Source organism: Pedobacter sp. (assembly GCF_041645105.1).
Taxonomy (GTDB): Bacteria; Bacteroidota; Bacteroidia; order Sphingobacteriales; family Sphingobacteriaceae; genus Pedobacter.
This window is the reverse complement of sequence record NZ_JBAZQQ010000012.1, coordinates 1-16156: the sequence shown is the minus strand read 5'-3', so window position 1 is coordinate 16156 and position 16156 is coordinate 1. Positions and strand designations below refer to the sequence as shown.

General features: G+C 37.2%; 10 protein-coding genes. 9 read left to right on the top strand and 1 reads right to left on the bottom strand.

Translation table 11 applies throughout. The annotated features are described in order from the left end of the window. Positions 1–47: 47 nt before the first annotated feature. The 9 genes from WC623_RS23835 (at position 48) to WC623_RS23795 (ending at position 14787) form a co-directional block, all read left to right on the top strand. Positions 48–3065 carry a tetratricopeptide repeat protein gene (locus tag WC623_RS23835; RefSeq protein WP_372855908.1) on the top strand — a complete coding sequence of 1006 codons (3018 nt, stop codon included), beginning with the start codon at positions 48–50 and terminating at the stop codon, positions 3063–3065. 9 nt (positions 3066–3074) lie between these two features. Continuing rightward, on the top strand, positions 3075–4778 hold the full coding sequence (locus tag WC623_RS23830; RefSeq protein WP_372855906.1) for a hypothetical protein: 1704 nt from the start codon (positions 3075–3077) through the stop codon (positions 4776–4778). A 53-nt stretch (positions 4779–4831) separates the two neighbouring features. After that, the gene (locus WC623_RS23825) at positions 4832–6208 is read left to right on the top strand and encodes an SPOR domain-containing protein (RefSeq protein WP_372855904.1); all 1377 of its coding nucleotides are present in this window, start codon (positions 4832–4834) and stop codon (positions 6206–6208) included. Between the two features lie 2 nt (positions 6209–6210). After that, the gene (locus WC623_RS23820) at positions 6211–6921 is read left to right on the top strand and encodes a MotA/TolQ/ExbB proton channel family protein (protein ID WP_372855902.1); all 711 of its coding nucleotides are present in this window, start codon (positions 6211–6213) and stop codon (positions 6919–6921) included. Then, entirely contained in the window at positions 6921–7322 is a 402-nt protein-coding gene (locus tag WC623_RS23815; protein WP_349785943.1) for a biopolymer transporter ExbD, read from the top strand. The genes WC623_RS23820 and WC623_RS23815 overlap by 1 nt, the downstream gene beginning before the upstream one ends. Continuing rightward, positions 7322–8140 (top strand): energy transducer TonB, encoded by an 819-nt coding sequence (locus WC623_RS23810; RefSeq protein ID WP_372855900.1) that lies wholly within the window; start codon positions 7322–7324, stop codon positions 8138–8140. Before WC623_RS23815 ends, WC623_RS23810 begins: the two co-directional genes overlap by 1 nt. A 40-nt stretch (positions 8141–8180) precedes the next feature. Then, positions 8181–9467, top strand: coding sequence for a folylpolyglutamate synthase/dihydrofolate synthase family protein (locus WC623_RS23805; protein WP_372855898.1), 1287 nt, complete (start codon positions 8181–8183; stop codon positions 9465–9467). Positions 9468–9590: 123 nt separating this feature from the next. Then, entirely contained in the window at positions 9591–11249 is a 1659-nt protein-coding gene (pafA, locus tag WC623_RS23800; RefSeq protein ID WP_372855896.1) for an alkaline phosphatase PafA, read from the top strand. A 145-nt stretch (positions 11250–11394) separates the two neighbouring features. Continuing rightward, positions 11395–14787, top strand: coding sequence for a methylmalonyl-CoA mutase family protein (locus WC623_RS23795; RefSeq protein ID WP_372855894.1), 3393 nt, complete (start codon positions 11395–11397; stop codon positions 14785–14787). A gap of 69 nt (positions 14788–14856) precedes the next feature. Here the strand turns inward: WC623_RS23795 and WC623_RS23790 are convergent, their stop codons facing one another. Further along, positions 14857–15837, bottom strand: coding sequence for an acyl-ACP desaturase (locus WC623_RS23790; RefSeq protein WP_372855892.1), 981 nt, complete (start codon positions 15835–15837; stop codon positions 14857–14859). Between the last annotated feature and the right edge of the window lie 319 nt (positions 15838–16156).

Sequence of the window (16156 nt, the reverse complement as noted above, 5' to 3'; positions counted from 1 at the left end):
AGACCCAATACTATATTTATATTAGTACCAACCATATTTGAAATCAGATGTCAAAAAAACACCTTTTTATTCCGCTACTGTTAGCAGGCAGCTTTACTGCTGTACATGCCCAAACAAGTGTACTAGTCAACCTGAACAAGAATTATCAAACCGGTCTGGAACTACTGGATAATGAGAAATATGTTGCAGCAGCACAGCAATTCAGACTGGTTGAACAATTGAGACAAAAACCGGGCACACAATCTGAAAGCAATGCAGAATTATCAATGCTTAAAGAAAATGCTAAGTTTTATGCCGCTGTATGTGCCTTGGAATTGGGTAATAGAGATGCTGAAAGCCTGTTCCAAAACTTTATCAAAGATTACCCTTTAAATCCAAATACAAAACTTGCATACTTCCATGTAGGTAAATCATATTTTGATCAAAAAAATTATAAGAAAGCATTGGAATGGTTCGAAAAAACCGACCCTTCTACTCTTTCTGGAAAACAACGTTTAGAATATCAATTTAAACAAGGCTATGCTTATTTTGAACTTGGTGATATTGAAAAAGCTGAACCTTTATTTGAAACCGTAAAAAAAGAAAAGTCTCCATTTCAGGAAAGTGCAATTTACTATTTTGCCTATATCAATTACCTGAATAAAGAGTACAAAACAGCACTGAGCAACTTCGAAAAACTAAAAGGTTCTCCAACTTACGAAGCTAGTTATCCATATTATATAACTTCAATGTATTATCTTGATGAACGTTATGATGATGTGCTTAACTATGCCATTCCAATCTTAAAAACATCGAAACAGCAATATGAAGCAGAAATGCTTAGTCTTATTGCAGCTTCATATTTTGCAAAATCTGATTATGTAAATGCTGAAAAGTATTTCAGAGACTTTTATGCTAAGGATAAATCAAACAATAAAAACAACTTGTTTATCTACCAATACGGATACTCACTGTTTGAATTAAAAAAATACACCGAATCGGTTAGTGTACTTGAAAAACTGGATACCGATGATGTTTACCTGCAAAGTGGTATGTATACCCTGGGTCGTTCTTTTCTTCAATTAAAAAATAAAGAGAAAGCGAGAAGTGCATTTTTCAGAGCATCGAGATTAGATTTCGACAAAACAGTACAAGAAGAAGCCTGGATTAACTATGCTCGTTTAAGTTACGAACTTGAATTTAATCAGCAAGCTTTAGAAGCTACACAGAATTTCTTAAAACAGTTTCCATCATCACGTAAAGTGAATGAAGCTAAAACGCTACTTGGTGAAATCCTCTTAACAAGTAAAAACTACCAGGCTGCAATTGACATTTTAGAACCCATACAAAACAAATCTGAAGAAGCTAAAGAAGCTTATCAAAAAGTAACCTATTTCAGAGGTTTGGAATTCTACAATGAAAGAGCATTCCCAAATGCATTATCTATGTTCCTGAGATCTGAGAAATTCCCTCAGGATGAAGAAATACTTGCTTTAAATACCTATTGGAAGGCAGAGGCAAGTTATGAGCTTAGAAAATTTGGTGAAGCTGTAAAGCATTTTGAAACTTTTCTTGATATGCCGGGGGCCAGTAAAACTGGTGTATATAACTTTGCTAATTATGCCCTTGCTTATTCCGCTTTTGAAGATGAACGCTATGGTAAAGCTGCTACTTATTTTGAACGCTTTTTAAGGGGTAATGATAAAGATCAGAAAACAGTAAATGATGCCACCATTAGGTTGGCCGACTCTTATTTCGTTAATAAAAGCTATGGCAACGCACTTGTTAATTACAACAAGATTATAGGCAACAGGTCGACTGGTGAAGATTATGCATTGTTCCAACGTGGAATGATCCAGGGTTTGGAAAATCAGAATGATGCTAAAATTGCTACTATGGAAAGTCTGCTTAAACAATTTCCAACGTCCAATTATGCAGACGATGCTGGTTTTGAAAGAGCTTACACTTATTTCAATAAAGGGGAACTTGATAAATCTAAGTCAGACCTGATTAGTTTAGTAAGTCAGTATCCTAATAGTAGTTATGTGCCGCGTGCATTGGTTACTATAGGTTTGGTACAATATAACCAGGACCAGGATGATGCTGCATTAGAATCATTTAAAAAGGTGATCAGAGAGTATGCAAGTACTGAAGAAGCAAAGCAAGCTTTAGAATCCATTAAAAACATTTATGTTGACAGAGGTGATTCGCAAGGCTTTATCAATTATGCAACCACTACCCCTCTTGGCAATTATTCAGCTGCAGAACAAGACAATATTATTTTCCAGGGTGCTAACAACCTTTATTTGAAAGGTGATGCTAAAGGAGCATTTGAAGCTGTGAATGCTTATTTTGATAAATTCCCTAAAGCTATACACGATAAAGAAGCGAAATTTATCAGAGCTGAATCATTGGTAAAACTTGGTCGCCCGGACGAAGCTGTTGCTGATTATGAATACATCCTTAACGACTGGACAAGTGATTATACTGAACGCTCTTTGGTAAGCATCTCCAAATTATTCCTGGACCAGAAAAAATATAATGAAGCTATTGTATACTTAAAACGTCTGGAAACTACAGCAGATTACAAAGTACACTACACTTATGCATTAAACAATCTTTTAAAAGCGTATAGTGAGCTAAATATGCCAGATGATGTTTTAAAATATGTACAGTTGATTAAAGAGTCTGATAAAGCTTCAGAAGAAGAGAAAAACAGCTCTGATTTATATGCTGGAAAAGCTTATCTGGCAAAACAAGATACTCCTCAAGCTTTAAAGGCGTTTAACAGTGTAGTTAGTAAAACCAAAACACTGGCTGCTGCAGAAGCAAAGTATAATATTGCTTTGATACAATACGGACAACATGAGTATAAAACATCAACTAAAACTTGTTTTGACCTGATCAACAATATGCCATCTTATGATTATTGGGTAGCTAAAGCGTTTATACTACTGGCCGATAACTATGTTGCTTTGAAAGACAATTTACAGGCTAAAAGCACGCTATTGAGTATTATAGACAACTATGAAGGCAAGGATGATATTGTACCTACTGCCAAAGCTAAATTGGAAAAAATTAAATAAGACCGCGAAATGAGATCGACCAGATTATTATATACTACCCTATTTTTTATTGCAGCAGGGACACTAAGTACCTTTGCGCAAGATCAGAAAACTACAGAGAAAAAAGCAGAAGAAAAAGCGGTTACAGAAGAGATTGAAGTAGTAAGGCCTTACAAACCTGTTTTGGCTGAAGCAGTAAAGCTGAGGAGAAGCCCGGATTTGAATGATGTAAAAACCTACAAAGCAAAATTCAATTATAAGCTGACAGATAGAAAACTTGAGCTTAACTCTGATATCAATAAATTAAAAGCACAGCAACTTGCTGCTCAAAAAGAAGCTGAGTTAATTAACAATTATGTTAAAGGTGCTTTTGGTTCTGCAAGTACCGTTTTAGCTGAGGCCTATGTAAATATCGGCAGAGATGAAGCTTTGCAGGCAGGAGCCTTTTTTAAGCATTTCGGTCAGTCAGGAAGCCTAAATAAGCAGAACTATAACCAACAGCAACTTAGTGCTTTTGGTAGAAGCATTGGCGACCAGGTAACCCTATCAGGAAAATTAAACTACCAGAGACAAGGTTTATACTTCTATGGTGTAGATAAAGCCAGACCTACATTTAATACGGATCCAGCACAACAAGTATTGAGTTTTATTGAAGCGGAGGGAGAGATCGTAAATAAATTCACAGAAGATCCTGATGCATTGAGTTATGCTGCAAAATTGAATGGTTATATTTGGAATGATCAGTATAAAGCTAAAGAGAGTTCTATAGTATTAAACGCTTATCTTAATAAACGGATCAGTAGCTTAAACCTAGGGCTTGCAGGTTCAGTTGAACTTGGAAAAACTAAAGATGAACTAACTAGCTTTGGTAATAACCTGTTAAAACTGAATCCTTATATCAGACTACAAACCAATGGCATTAAAATTAATGCCGGAATAAACTTTGTTCAGGAATTTGGAGCATTCTCCTCAAGCCGAATTTTCCCTGCTGTAACTGCAGATTTCACGTTGATACCTGATTACTTACAGATTTTTGGAGAAGTTAAAGGTGATGTAAACCGTAACTCATTAAAGTTACTGACTGATGAGAATCCATTCTTAAACAGCAATATTGAAATCCAAAATTCAATTGAGAAATTAAGTATCAGTGGTGGTATTAAAGGTACCGGCGGTCCTGGTTTTGGGTATAAAGCAAGATTTTATCACAAACAAATTGAAAACATGCCGCTGTTCGTAAATAACTTTGTTGATTTTAACAAGTTTGATGTGATTTACGATTTTGGTACTATGAAACTAACCGGTTTAGAAGGAGAAATTTCTGTACAAGTGAGTGATGCACTGAAATGGACAGGTAAACTTAACATTGAGGACTATAAACCTGCTGCTGAAACACAAAGCTGGTTTAAACCAAAAATGCGTATCAGCTCTGACTTCATGTATGCTATAACAAAACAGCTTACTTTAAATGCAGCTGTTGCTATTCAAGACGACAGCAAAGCAAAAATTTATAATGCTGCACCAGCTAATCCTTATCTTTTGCCTGATTTAGCAAATGAACAGGTAGTTACTGTTAAAGGTTTTGTAGATCTTGGTGCTGGAGCCAACTATAAAATCAACAATAAGTTTTCAGCCTTTATTAGAGCTAATAACTTGCTGGGTAAGAAATACAGCAAATATTTATACTATGACGCAATTGGAACGAATGTTTTTGGAGGAGTAGCCTACTCATTCTAATGCTTTTCAATTAATAATTGCTTGGTACGGAATTAAAATTTATTTTTACCAGAATGGATATCTTATCATACCTGACTACACTTATAAAAACCCATAAAGAGGTGGGAATTCCCGGATTGGGTACTATTTATAAAAAGAAATCTCCGGGGCGATATGATATAAATACGCATTCTTTTTTACCACCAAGCTATACTTTAAGCTTTACTTCAGATTTAAAGGAGCAGAGATTATTAAGTGAACTGATCAGTAAGAATAAGAATATTTCAATTGATTCGTCAACATACTTTGTAGAGCAGTTTTCGCAAAATATTCTTGATGAACTTGCTGGTCATCAGGAATCCGATTTTGGTGACCTAGGCACATTCTCTACTGCTTCAGGCAGTCTTACTTTTATTCCAAAACAAGATAGTAACCTGGGCTTTGATTTTTATGGTCTACCTCAATTAAAGGCCGATCCTGATACCGATACGGTGAAAGTTCTTGAAGAACCTGTGAAGGAAGAAGCAGAAGTGGTTAAGTCTGGGGAATTGGAGGGGGTTGAAGAGGTACCAGAAAGAACAGAGACGCCAGAAACGGTGGAAGTTCCGGTAGAAGTTCCAATAGAAGAAGATTTGCATCTAACAGAAGAACAGCTTGAACTTGAGAATAACAATGCTGATCTGAGTGATGGTACGGAAGATAATGATGAACAACCCGTATATGAAGAAATAGCCGAAGTAGTACAGCCTAAAGCAACAACTTCCTCTCTTCCTGTTGTAGAAACGCCAGAGAATATTGTCGAAGATGTTATTGATACACCAATTGTACAACCTGTTGTAAATATTGACAAACCAGAAGAAGTTCATTTTTCACTTGATTACACCAGTGAAGAAAAAACTGGAATGCCTGCCTATCTGAAAGTAATTTTAGCCCTGGTTATCCTGGCAGTACTTGCAGCAGTACTATATCTGGCAAAACCAGATATTTTTGATGGTTTGTTTAAGAAAACAGCGGCAACACAGCAGCCTATTATTGTTCCTGAGAACAAACCAGTTATTGAAAATATTGAACAAGAGAGGTTAGACTCTATTGCTCATGCAGATAGTTTAAGGATAAGTAATGAAAAGGCTATCCTTGCGGCTGATTCTGCAAGAGATTCAATGGCAGCTGTTAAACCTGCAACTCCAGCTACTGCTGCACCAACGTTCACTTACGAAATTATAGCAGCTTCCCTGCGTGATCAAAAGGAAGGAGATAAGTTCCTTGCCGATATGAAAGCAAGAGGTATACCTGCAAAGGTTGCTGATATGCCCGGCAGAAGAGTTAAAATAACTATCGGCTCTTTTACCAATGAGGAGGCAGCAAAAAAAGAACTTGAAGTCCTGAAGAAAACAACAAGAATTCCAGGCATCTATGTAATAAAAGTTAGACACACAAACAATCCTAAATAATTATGATCGCATTAATTCAAAGTGCCACTGATACCATTACCCAGCTTACTGATACCGCGAATGCCTTAAATCAGGGCGTTACACCGGCCCCTCCTGAATTACATTTTATAGACTTGTTATTAAAAGGCGGCTGGGTTATGCTTCCTCTTGCATTTTTAGCCTTTCTTGGGCTTGTAATTTTCGTTGAAAGATACCTTACTATCAGAAAAGTCTCAAAAACTGAGTCTAACCTGATGCTTCAGATTAAGCAATATATACATGAAGGAAGATTAGAGAATGCTATTGCACTATGTAGAAATAACAACTCTCCTTTAGCAAGGATGTTGGAAAAAGGGCTTAAACGTATTGGTCGTCCAATTAAAGATATCGAAGCTGCAATTGAAAATAATGGTAAACTAGAAGTATCTAAGCTTGAAAAAAACATTGGCATACTTGGTATCATTGCAGGTATTGCGCCAATGCTAGGTTTCGTAGGAACAATTATTGGGGTTATTGCAATTTTCCACGATGTTTCCATTAAGGGAGCTATCGAAATCGGAACAATATCGGGTGGTCTATATACCAAAATGATCACTTCTGCAACCGGACTAATCATAGGTATCATTGCTTATGTATTATACCATATTCTTAATATGATGGTTGAACGTATCATTTTAAGAATGGAAACTGATTCAATTGAATTTATTGATTTATTAGAGGAGCCGGGTAAATAATGAATCTACGCAAAAGAAAAAAAGGAACAGTAGAGGTTCATACCTCTGCCCTGAATGACATCATGTTCTTTCTGCTGCTGTTTTTCCTGTTGGCTTCTGCCGTAGTTAACCCACAAGTAGTGAAATTGTTACTACCCAGATCGGAGTCAGGACAGCAATCTTCAGCACAAAAAACCGTTACAGTATCTATAGATGAGAAACTAAATTATTTTGTAGATAAACAAAAGGTTACGCTGGATCAGATGCAGGCCACAGTAGAAAGTTACCAGAAAGCATCTCCCGATCTAACCATCGTACTTTATGTAGCGAGAGGCGTTTCTATAGAAAACACCATGCAGGTATTTGATGTGGCAAACAAATTAAAACTGAAAGTTGTACTAGCTGTAGAACCTAAGAAATAATGACCTATCCTAAAGAAGAAAATAATTATCCAAAGGCATTAGCCATATCAACCGGAATTATGGCCGCGTTGCTGGCGCTCAGCTTTTTCATTGCTATCGGTACTTTTAAACCGGAAGTTGAAGCTGGCATGGGGGGTATGGTGGTTAACTATGGAACTTCTGTTGAAGGTATGGGAACTGATTATACCAGTATCGAAGAGCCATCGGCTGATCCAAATGCTAACGAGCAAGCCCCAGATAAAGTTGTGGTAGAAGAACCTACCCCGCAAACATCTACAGCGCAAAGCAGTGATAAGGAAATTGTAACACAAAGCACCGAAGATGCAGTAAGTGTTAAAACGAAATCAACAAAAAGTACCTCTACCCCCGTTGCTACGGCCACAGAAACTAAGCCAGCGAAGCCTGCTATCAACCAAAATGCCTTGTATAAAGGTAAGGCCAATAAAGGGACTGGTGGTGGTGATGGTACCGGTACAACTCCCGGCAATCAGGGAAGTGTTAATGGAGACCCACTTGCTAATAATTATGGCGAAGGTGGCTCAGGTTTTGGAGAAACACCAATTGCTTTAAGGAAGTTTACAAACTTAGTAACTCCACAAGATGATGGACAAAAAACAGGAAAAATTGCGGTTAGAATAAAAATCAATAAAAGTGGGGTCGTTATAGACGCAACACCTGGAGTAAAAGGAACTACACTTAATGATCGCGAATTATGGCAGAAATGTAAAGATGCCGTAATGGGTGCCAGGTTAACACAATCAGAATCTGCTCCTGATGTTCAGATCGGTGTGGTTGTTTTCAATTTTAAAGTGAAATAATTCATCAGCTTATGTAATTTTGCCAAATCAGGCATTACAAATGAATTACAACGAATCCATAGATTACTTATACAGCAAGCTGCCAATGTTCACACGCATTGGCGCTGTTGCTTTTAAAAAAGATCTGCACAATACAATCGCACTTTGCGAAAACCTTGGAAACCCGCAGAACAAATTTAAATCTATCCATGTTGGTGGTACAAATGGCAAAGGGTCAACATCCCATATGCTGGCAGCTATTTTTCAGGAAGCAGGATATAAAACTGGTCTATATACTTCTCCCCACCTTAAGGATTTTAGAGAACGTATTCGTATAAACGGAAAGATGATCTCCAAAACCTTCGTTACTGATTTTATAAATCAACAACGCACAATAATTGAAGAAGTAAGTCCATCTTTTTTTGAAGCTACTGTAGCCATGGCTTTTTCTTTCTTTGCAGAAGAGAAAGTAGATATTGCCATTATTGAAGTTGGATTGGGTGGCAGACTGGATTCTACCAATATCATTACGCCTGAGTTATCTGTAATCACCAATATCAGCCTGGACCATACCAATATATTGGGTGATACACTTGCTGAGATTGCAACAGAGAAAGCAGGAATTATTAAATCTGGGGTCCCTGTTGTGATTGGCGAGAAGCAAGAGGAAATTGCAGCCATATTCCTTGAAAAAGCGAAGGAAACAAATAGTGAGCTTACGTTTGCCGACCAGGAATTACATACAGACCATACGGTAAGGGATAAAGAATATCTCCATAGTTCTATATACAAAGGGACAACTGTACTTTATAATAATCTTGAACTTGATCTTAATGGTTTTTATCAGTTAAAGAATGTAATTACTGTATCACAGTCTGTATCCATTTTACAAAAAAAAGGGTATTTAATATCCGAGAACCATATTTATGCTGCCTTAAAAAATGTTAAAGAACTAACAGGTCTACAAGGCAGATGGCAAAAACTAAGCGAACAGCCACTTATCATTTGCGACACAGGGCACAACATTTCTGGCATTACAGAAGTGATGCAAAACATCCTTAAAACGGAATATGAACAACTTCATATGGTTATTGGGATGGTAAAAGACAAAGATATAAGTGGTGTACTCGCACTTCTGCCAAAGAATGCAACTTACTACTTTTGCCAGCCACAATTAGAAAGGGCTTTACCCGCATCGGAATTGGCAGAGAAAGCTAAAGAACATAACCTAAATGGACAGTTTTTCGATTCAGTTAGCATTGCCATACAAGCCGCAAAAGAAAATGCTACAAAAGATGACCTGATCTTTATAGGAGGAAGTACATTTGTAGTCGCTGAGGCCATATAATAACTAAAAGATAACTATCGTTACTTATAATTTCTTGAATTTTCTTATTAAAAATAAGGTTGAAAGTTTCATAAGCTTACAAAAAACAATAAATTAGCTTATCTAAACACAGAACAACACACAATGAGAAAAATTTATTTAGTATTTGCCGCACTAATCCTGGTCGGCCAGGTAGCTGTTGCGCAACAAAAATCAACTAAAGCAAAAGTATCCTCTGAGGGAGTAAAAAGACCAAAAATTGTAGTTGGATTGATCATAGATCAAATGAGATGGGATTATCTTTATAGATATGCAGACAGATATTCAACCGGAGGTTTTAAAAGATTAGTCAATGAAGGCTTTTCTGCAGAAAACACCTTAATTCCTTATACACCAACTATCACAGCCTGTGGGCACTCTAGCATTTATACTGGTGCCACTCCTGGGATCAACGGAATTATAGCAAATGAATGGTATGACAGGAAGTTAAAAAGAAATATGTATTGTGCAGAAGATTCGACGGTTACTTCAGTTGGAAGCAGTACAAGAGCAGGTGTAATGTCTCCAAAAAATATGCTGACCACAACCATTACGGATCAACTTCGTTTAGCTACTAATTTTAAAAGTAAAGTAATAGGCATTTCTCTTAAAGATCGGGGATCTATTTTACCAGCAGGGCATTCAGCTAATGCTGCTTATTGGTTTGATGGACAAACTGGAGACTGGATTACCAGTACATATTATATGAAAGAGCTGCCTACATGGCTTCAGGAATATAACAAACAAAAACCTGCAGATAAGTTTTATGCACAAAACTGGAATACCTTATACCCTATTGATAGCTACACACAAAGTACAGCCGATAATAAACCTTACGAAAGGAAAACAAGAGGAGAAGAAACACCAACTTTTCCCCATCCTTTAAAACTTTATGCCGGTAAGAACTACGAAATCATTAAAAGTACTCCACATGGAAATACAATGACTCTTGATCTGGCTAAGCTAGCTATTTCAGCAGAAAAAATGGGTCAAGGCAGTGCAACTGACTTTTTAGCAGTAAGCTGCTCAGCAACTGACTATGTGGGGCATCAATATGGTCCTAATTCTGTTGAAGCTGAAGATACTTACCTTAGACTAGACAAAGAACTGGAAAGTTTCTTTAATTACCTGGATAGTAAATTCGGTAAAGGCAATTATCTGTTTTTTCTTTCTGCAGATCATGGTGCAGCACATGTGGCAGGCTTTATGACAGAAAACAAATTACCTGGAGGTCCATTCAGCGAGAGCCCTGTAACTAAACTTATAAATACAGCAATTGAGAAAGAGTATAATATCAAAAAATCAATTGAATCTTCAGGTAATGGACAGCTATATTTTAATCGCAATGCTATAAAAGCAGCTAAAGCTGATTTTGATGCAATAAAAGCATTAGCTATAGACATATTAAGAGAACAGGATGAGGTTTTTGATGCAGTAGATTTAAGTAAACTAGCGACAACAACTTTACCTGAACAGATTAAGAAATCGCTGACTTATGGTTATTACCAGGGAAGAAGTGGCGATGTTTATTATATTTTGAAATCCAACTATTACAGTGGAGGTAAAACCGGCACAACACATGGTGCATGGGCACCATATGATTCACATATTCCATGTGTATTTATGGGCTGGAACGTTAAACCCGGGAAAACGAACAAGCAGCATTACATGACTGATATCGCAGCAACTCTAGCCGCTATGTTACACATACAAATGCCAAGCGGCTGTATTGGTGAACCCATTACAGAGCTTACGCATCAGTAAAAATTGGTTTAAACCGATATAAAGGCTGTTCTGGAACAAAAACCAGAACAGCTTTTTGTTTTATAGCTTTTGTAATTGTACAAGCTCGTTTTTACCTCCCTCCCTCAGTTTTTGTTACCTTTGTGTACCGATTATAAAACCCACTATGGAGCAAATTCAAATCTATAAACCCAAACATAAAATCCGTTTTGTTACAGCTGCTGCACTTTTTGATGGGCATGATGCAACAATAAACATTATGCGCCGGATCCTTCAATCTTCAGGAGCCGAAGTGATACACTTAGGTCATAACAGATCGGTTGATGAGGTTGTGAACTGCGCAATTCAGGAGGATGTTCAAGGTATAGCAATGACATCCTATCAAGGTGGGCATATCGAGTATTTTAAGTATATGTACGACCTGTTAAAAGAGCGTGGCGCTACACACATCAAAATATTTGGTGGCGGGGGTGGTGTAATACTTCCTTCAGAGATCGCTGAGCTTCACGAATACGGTATTACAAGAATATATTCTCCGGATGACGGTCGGAAAATGGGCTTGCAAGGCATGATTAACAACATGCTGGAGCAAACTGACTATATCACGGTAAAATCTCTTAATGGAGAATTGAAATCTATACCTGAAAAAAACATTAAAAGCATTGCTTCGGCCATTACAGTAGCAGAAAATGATCCGGAAGCTGCGCAACAGTTTGTTGACGAATTAAAAAAACTAACATTAAGCAATCAGGCACCTGTTTTAGGTATTACCGGAACTGGTGGGTCTGGTAAATCATCTCTTGTAGATGAATTGGTCAGACGCTTTTTAATAGAAGTTAAAGATAAAACGCTTGCGATTATATCTGTAGACCCATCCAAACGTAAAACTGGAGGAGCATTATTAGGCGATCGTATTCGCATGAACGCGATTAACAACAATAGGGTGTACATGAGATCACTGGCCACAAGACAGGCCAATCTTGCTTTGTCTAAAAACGTACAGGAAAGCATTGATATCTGTAAAGCGGCCGGATATGACCTCATCATTGTAGAAACATCAGGAATTGGACAATCTGATACTGAAATCACAGAACACTGTGATGTTTCTCTATATGTAATGACTCCAGAATTCGGTGCAGCAACACAATTGGAAAAAATAGATATGCTGGATTTTGCCGACCTGGTAGCCATCAACAAATTCGATAAAAGAGGCGCTTTAGATGCGTTAAGAGATGTGCGTAAGCAATATAAACGCAACCACAATTTATTTGATGCCAAAGACGAAAACATTCCTGTATTTGGTACTATGGCTTCGCAGTTCAATGATCCTGGCATGAATAATCTTTTCAGCGCATTAATGGATAAGATCGAAGAAAAAACAGGTGTTAAGTTCGATGCGCAAATGGAACTCACTACAGAGCAGTCAGAGAAAATCTATATTATTCCACCTGACAGGATCAGATACCTCGCAGAAATTGCAGAATCTAGTCAGACATATAACGAATGGGTCGACAAACAAAGTAGTATTGCCCGCAAACTTTATCAGCTTCAAGGGGTAATTGATTTATCAAGAGACGAAAAAGCGACTAAAGATATGCAAGTGGGAAATACACTCACCAAACCTCTTGAGGATATTTACAATCACATTGAAGAACAATTGGATGGCGATTGTAAACGCTTACTTAGACAATGGCCTGAAACTAAAATCAAATACAAACAAGAACATTTCATTTATAAAGTGCGTGATAAAGAAATCAAACAACCTTTATTTTATGAATCATTATCTAAATTACAGATACCTAAAGTATCGCTTCCCCGTTATGAAGATTGGGGAGATATCTTACGCTGGCTTTTAACTGAAAATGTTCCCGGAGAATTTCCATATGCAGCTGGTGTATTCCCTTTAAAACGCGATGGTGAAGATCCTACCAGAATGTTTGCTGGAGAAGGTGGTCCGGAAAGAACCAATAAAAGGTTTCATTATGTATCCTTGGGCCAACCTGCCCACCGTTTATCCACCGCATTCGATTCTGTTACGCTTTATGGTGAAGATCCACACATCAGGCCAGATATCTATGGAAAAATAGGCAACTCTGGTGTAAGTATAGCTACTATTGATGATGCTAAAAAGCTATACTCAGGTTTTGATCTTTGCGCACCATCAACCTCAGTTTCCATGACCATAAATGGTCCGGCACCTATGTTATTGGGCTTTTTTATGAATGCAGCTATTGATCAGCAATGTGAAAAGTATATTATTGAAAATGGTCTTGAAAAAGAGGTTGATGAAAAAATAAATAAAATTTATAAGGCAAAAGGACAGAAAAGACCTACCTATAGTGGCAATTTACCAGAGGGTAATAACGGATTAGGACTAATGCTTTTAGGTGTTACTGGTGATCAGGTACTTCCTGCCGATGTATATTCAAAAATTGCAGCCTACGCAATCAGTACAGTCCGAGGAACCGTACAAGCAGATATATTAAAAGAAGATCAGGCACAAAATACCTGCATTTTTTCTACTGAATTTGCATTAAGGATGATGGGCGATATTCAAAGCTATTTCATCAGTGAAAAAGTTCGTAACTTCTATTCCGTATCCATATCAGGATACCATATTGCAGAAGCAGGTGCTAATCCAATATCTCAACTTGCTTTTACCTTAAGTAACGGCTTCACCTTTGTTGAATATTATTTAAGCAGGGGGATGAACATAGATGATTTTGCTCCTAACCTATCTTTCTTCTTCTCTAACGGCATAGATCCTGAGTATTCGGTAATTGGTAGGGTAGCTCGACGAATATGGGCAAAGGCGATTAAAAACAAGTATAAAGGAAACGACAGATCACAGAAATTAAAATATCATATCCAGACTTCCGGACGTTCATTACATGCACAAGAAATCGATTTTAATGATATTCGTACCACATTACAAGCCTTGTATGCAATATATGATAACTGTAATTCACTACATACCAACGCTTATGATGAAGCTATTACTACGCCTACGGAAGAATCTGTACGTAGGGCAATGGCTATTCAACTCATTATAAATCGTGAATTAGGACTTGCTAAGAATGAAAACCCATTGCAAGGCGCTTTTATCATCGAAGACCTTACAGACCTTGTAGAAGAGGCAGTATTACTTGAATTTAAGCGCATAAATGACAGAGGTGGTGTTTTGGGTGCGATGGAAACCATGTATCAACGAGGTAAAATCCAGGAAGAAAGTCTGTATTACGAAACCTTAAAACACACTGGCGAATATCCAATAGTTGGTGTCAATACCTTCCTGAATAAAAATGGCTCGCCGACAATAGTTCCAGGAGAAGTAATCCGTGCTACTGAAGAAGAGAAAGAATATCAAATAACAGCATTAAAACTATTCCAGGATAGAAATTCAGACAAATCTGAAACTGCCCTAAAAAACTTACAAAAATCAGCTATTGCTGGAGATAACATATTTGAGCAGCTAATGGAGGTATGTAAAATATGTTCCTTAGGCCAAATTTCCAATGCCTTGTATGAGGTGGGAGGACAATATCGTAGAAACATGTAAAGAAAAGTTGCGATAAACAATAAAGCCTGGATAAAATATCCAGGCTTTATTGTTTGCATCTATATTTTGTTAAGCATGTATCCAGCTAAACTTATAATCCATTGTTGGTGCTTTCATACGCTCAGCAACACGTAACAAACGCGATGGGAGTGCCATGATATAATCACGGGCCTTTTCACCAGCATCATTCAAATCTCTCATGCTATCCAATTTCCACTCTTCTATCAACTGTTGCATAATCTCAACATAATCAATAGCTGTATAAACTCCTAAACGTTGTGCAGCATCAGTAAAATGACCAAAAGTCTGTCCAATTTTCATTCCCATTTCACGAAGAAAATGAGCTGGCATAACAATCTTCTGACGCATCATATCTTCAAAAGCAACCATAGCTTCATTAGGATCTACTTCAAAAATCTTACTCATAAAATCCTTATAAGCTTTTGCATGCCTTGCTTCATCAGAAGCAATCACACCACACATTTTTGATAATAATGTATCACCGTCCCTCTTAGCTAAAGAAGCTACTCTTCTATGAGAAATATTTGTAGCCAATTCCTGGAAACTGGTATAAATAAAATTTCTATATGGATCATGGCCAGTACCAATATCAAATCCATCCGCAATTAAATATTGTGTAGAAATTTCCATCTGACGCATATCAACTCTACCAGAAAGATAAAGGTACTTGTTTAATAAATCACCATGTCTATTCTCTTCTGCAGTCCAGTGACGATTCCATCTCATCCATCCACCGTCTTCCCTGCGACTTACACCTTCTACCATGGCTAACCATGATTCATATGTTGGCAAGGCTTCTTCGGTGATCGTATCTCCAATTAAAACAGCTACTAGATCATAAGAAAGATCTTTTGCTTTCTCACGCAATGCTTTTATATCCTGGAAAAATGTATCGCTTGTTGAATCAGGCAAAAAATCAGATGGCTGCCAATTTGTATCAATCGGTTTCAAGTATGAATCCATCATTTCCAGCATATAACCTTCAATGTGCACCATCACTTCCCCTCTTTTTTCTGCGAAAAAACTCATTATTTTATAATTTAATTTTGTATCAAAGATAACCAAAAAATGTACAAAATCTGTGATGAACATCACTTATTCACAATTTAGTTCTATATAATTTAAATAAATAAGTTAAAAATTGGTCACAAGCACAAAGTAACTTCAGTTGTAAGTATAGCTGATGCATAGCATTAACGCCGATTATAACAATCACTTTAAAAATTATTATAAACAAGAAAAGCCGGTAGTCATTTGAACTACCGGCTTTCTTTAAGATTTGGCACCGACCTACTCTCCCACGTGTTACCGCAGTACCATCGGCTCTGGTGGGCTTAACTTCTCTGTT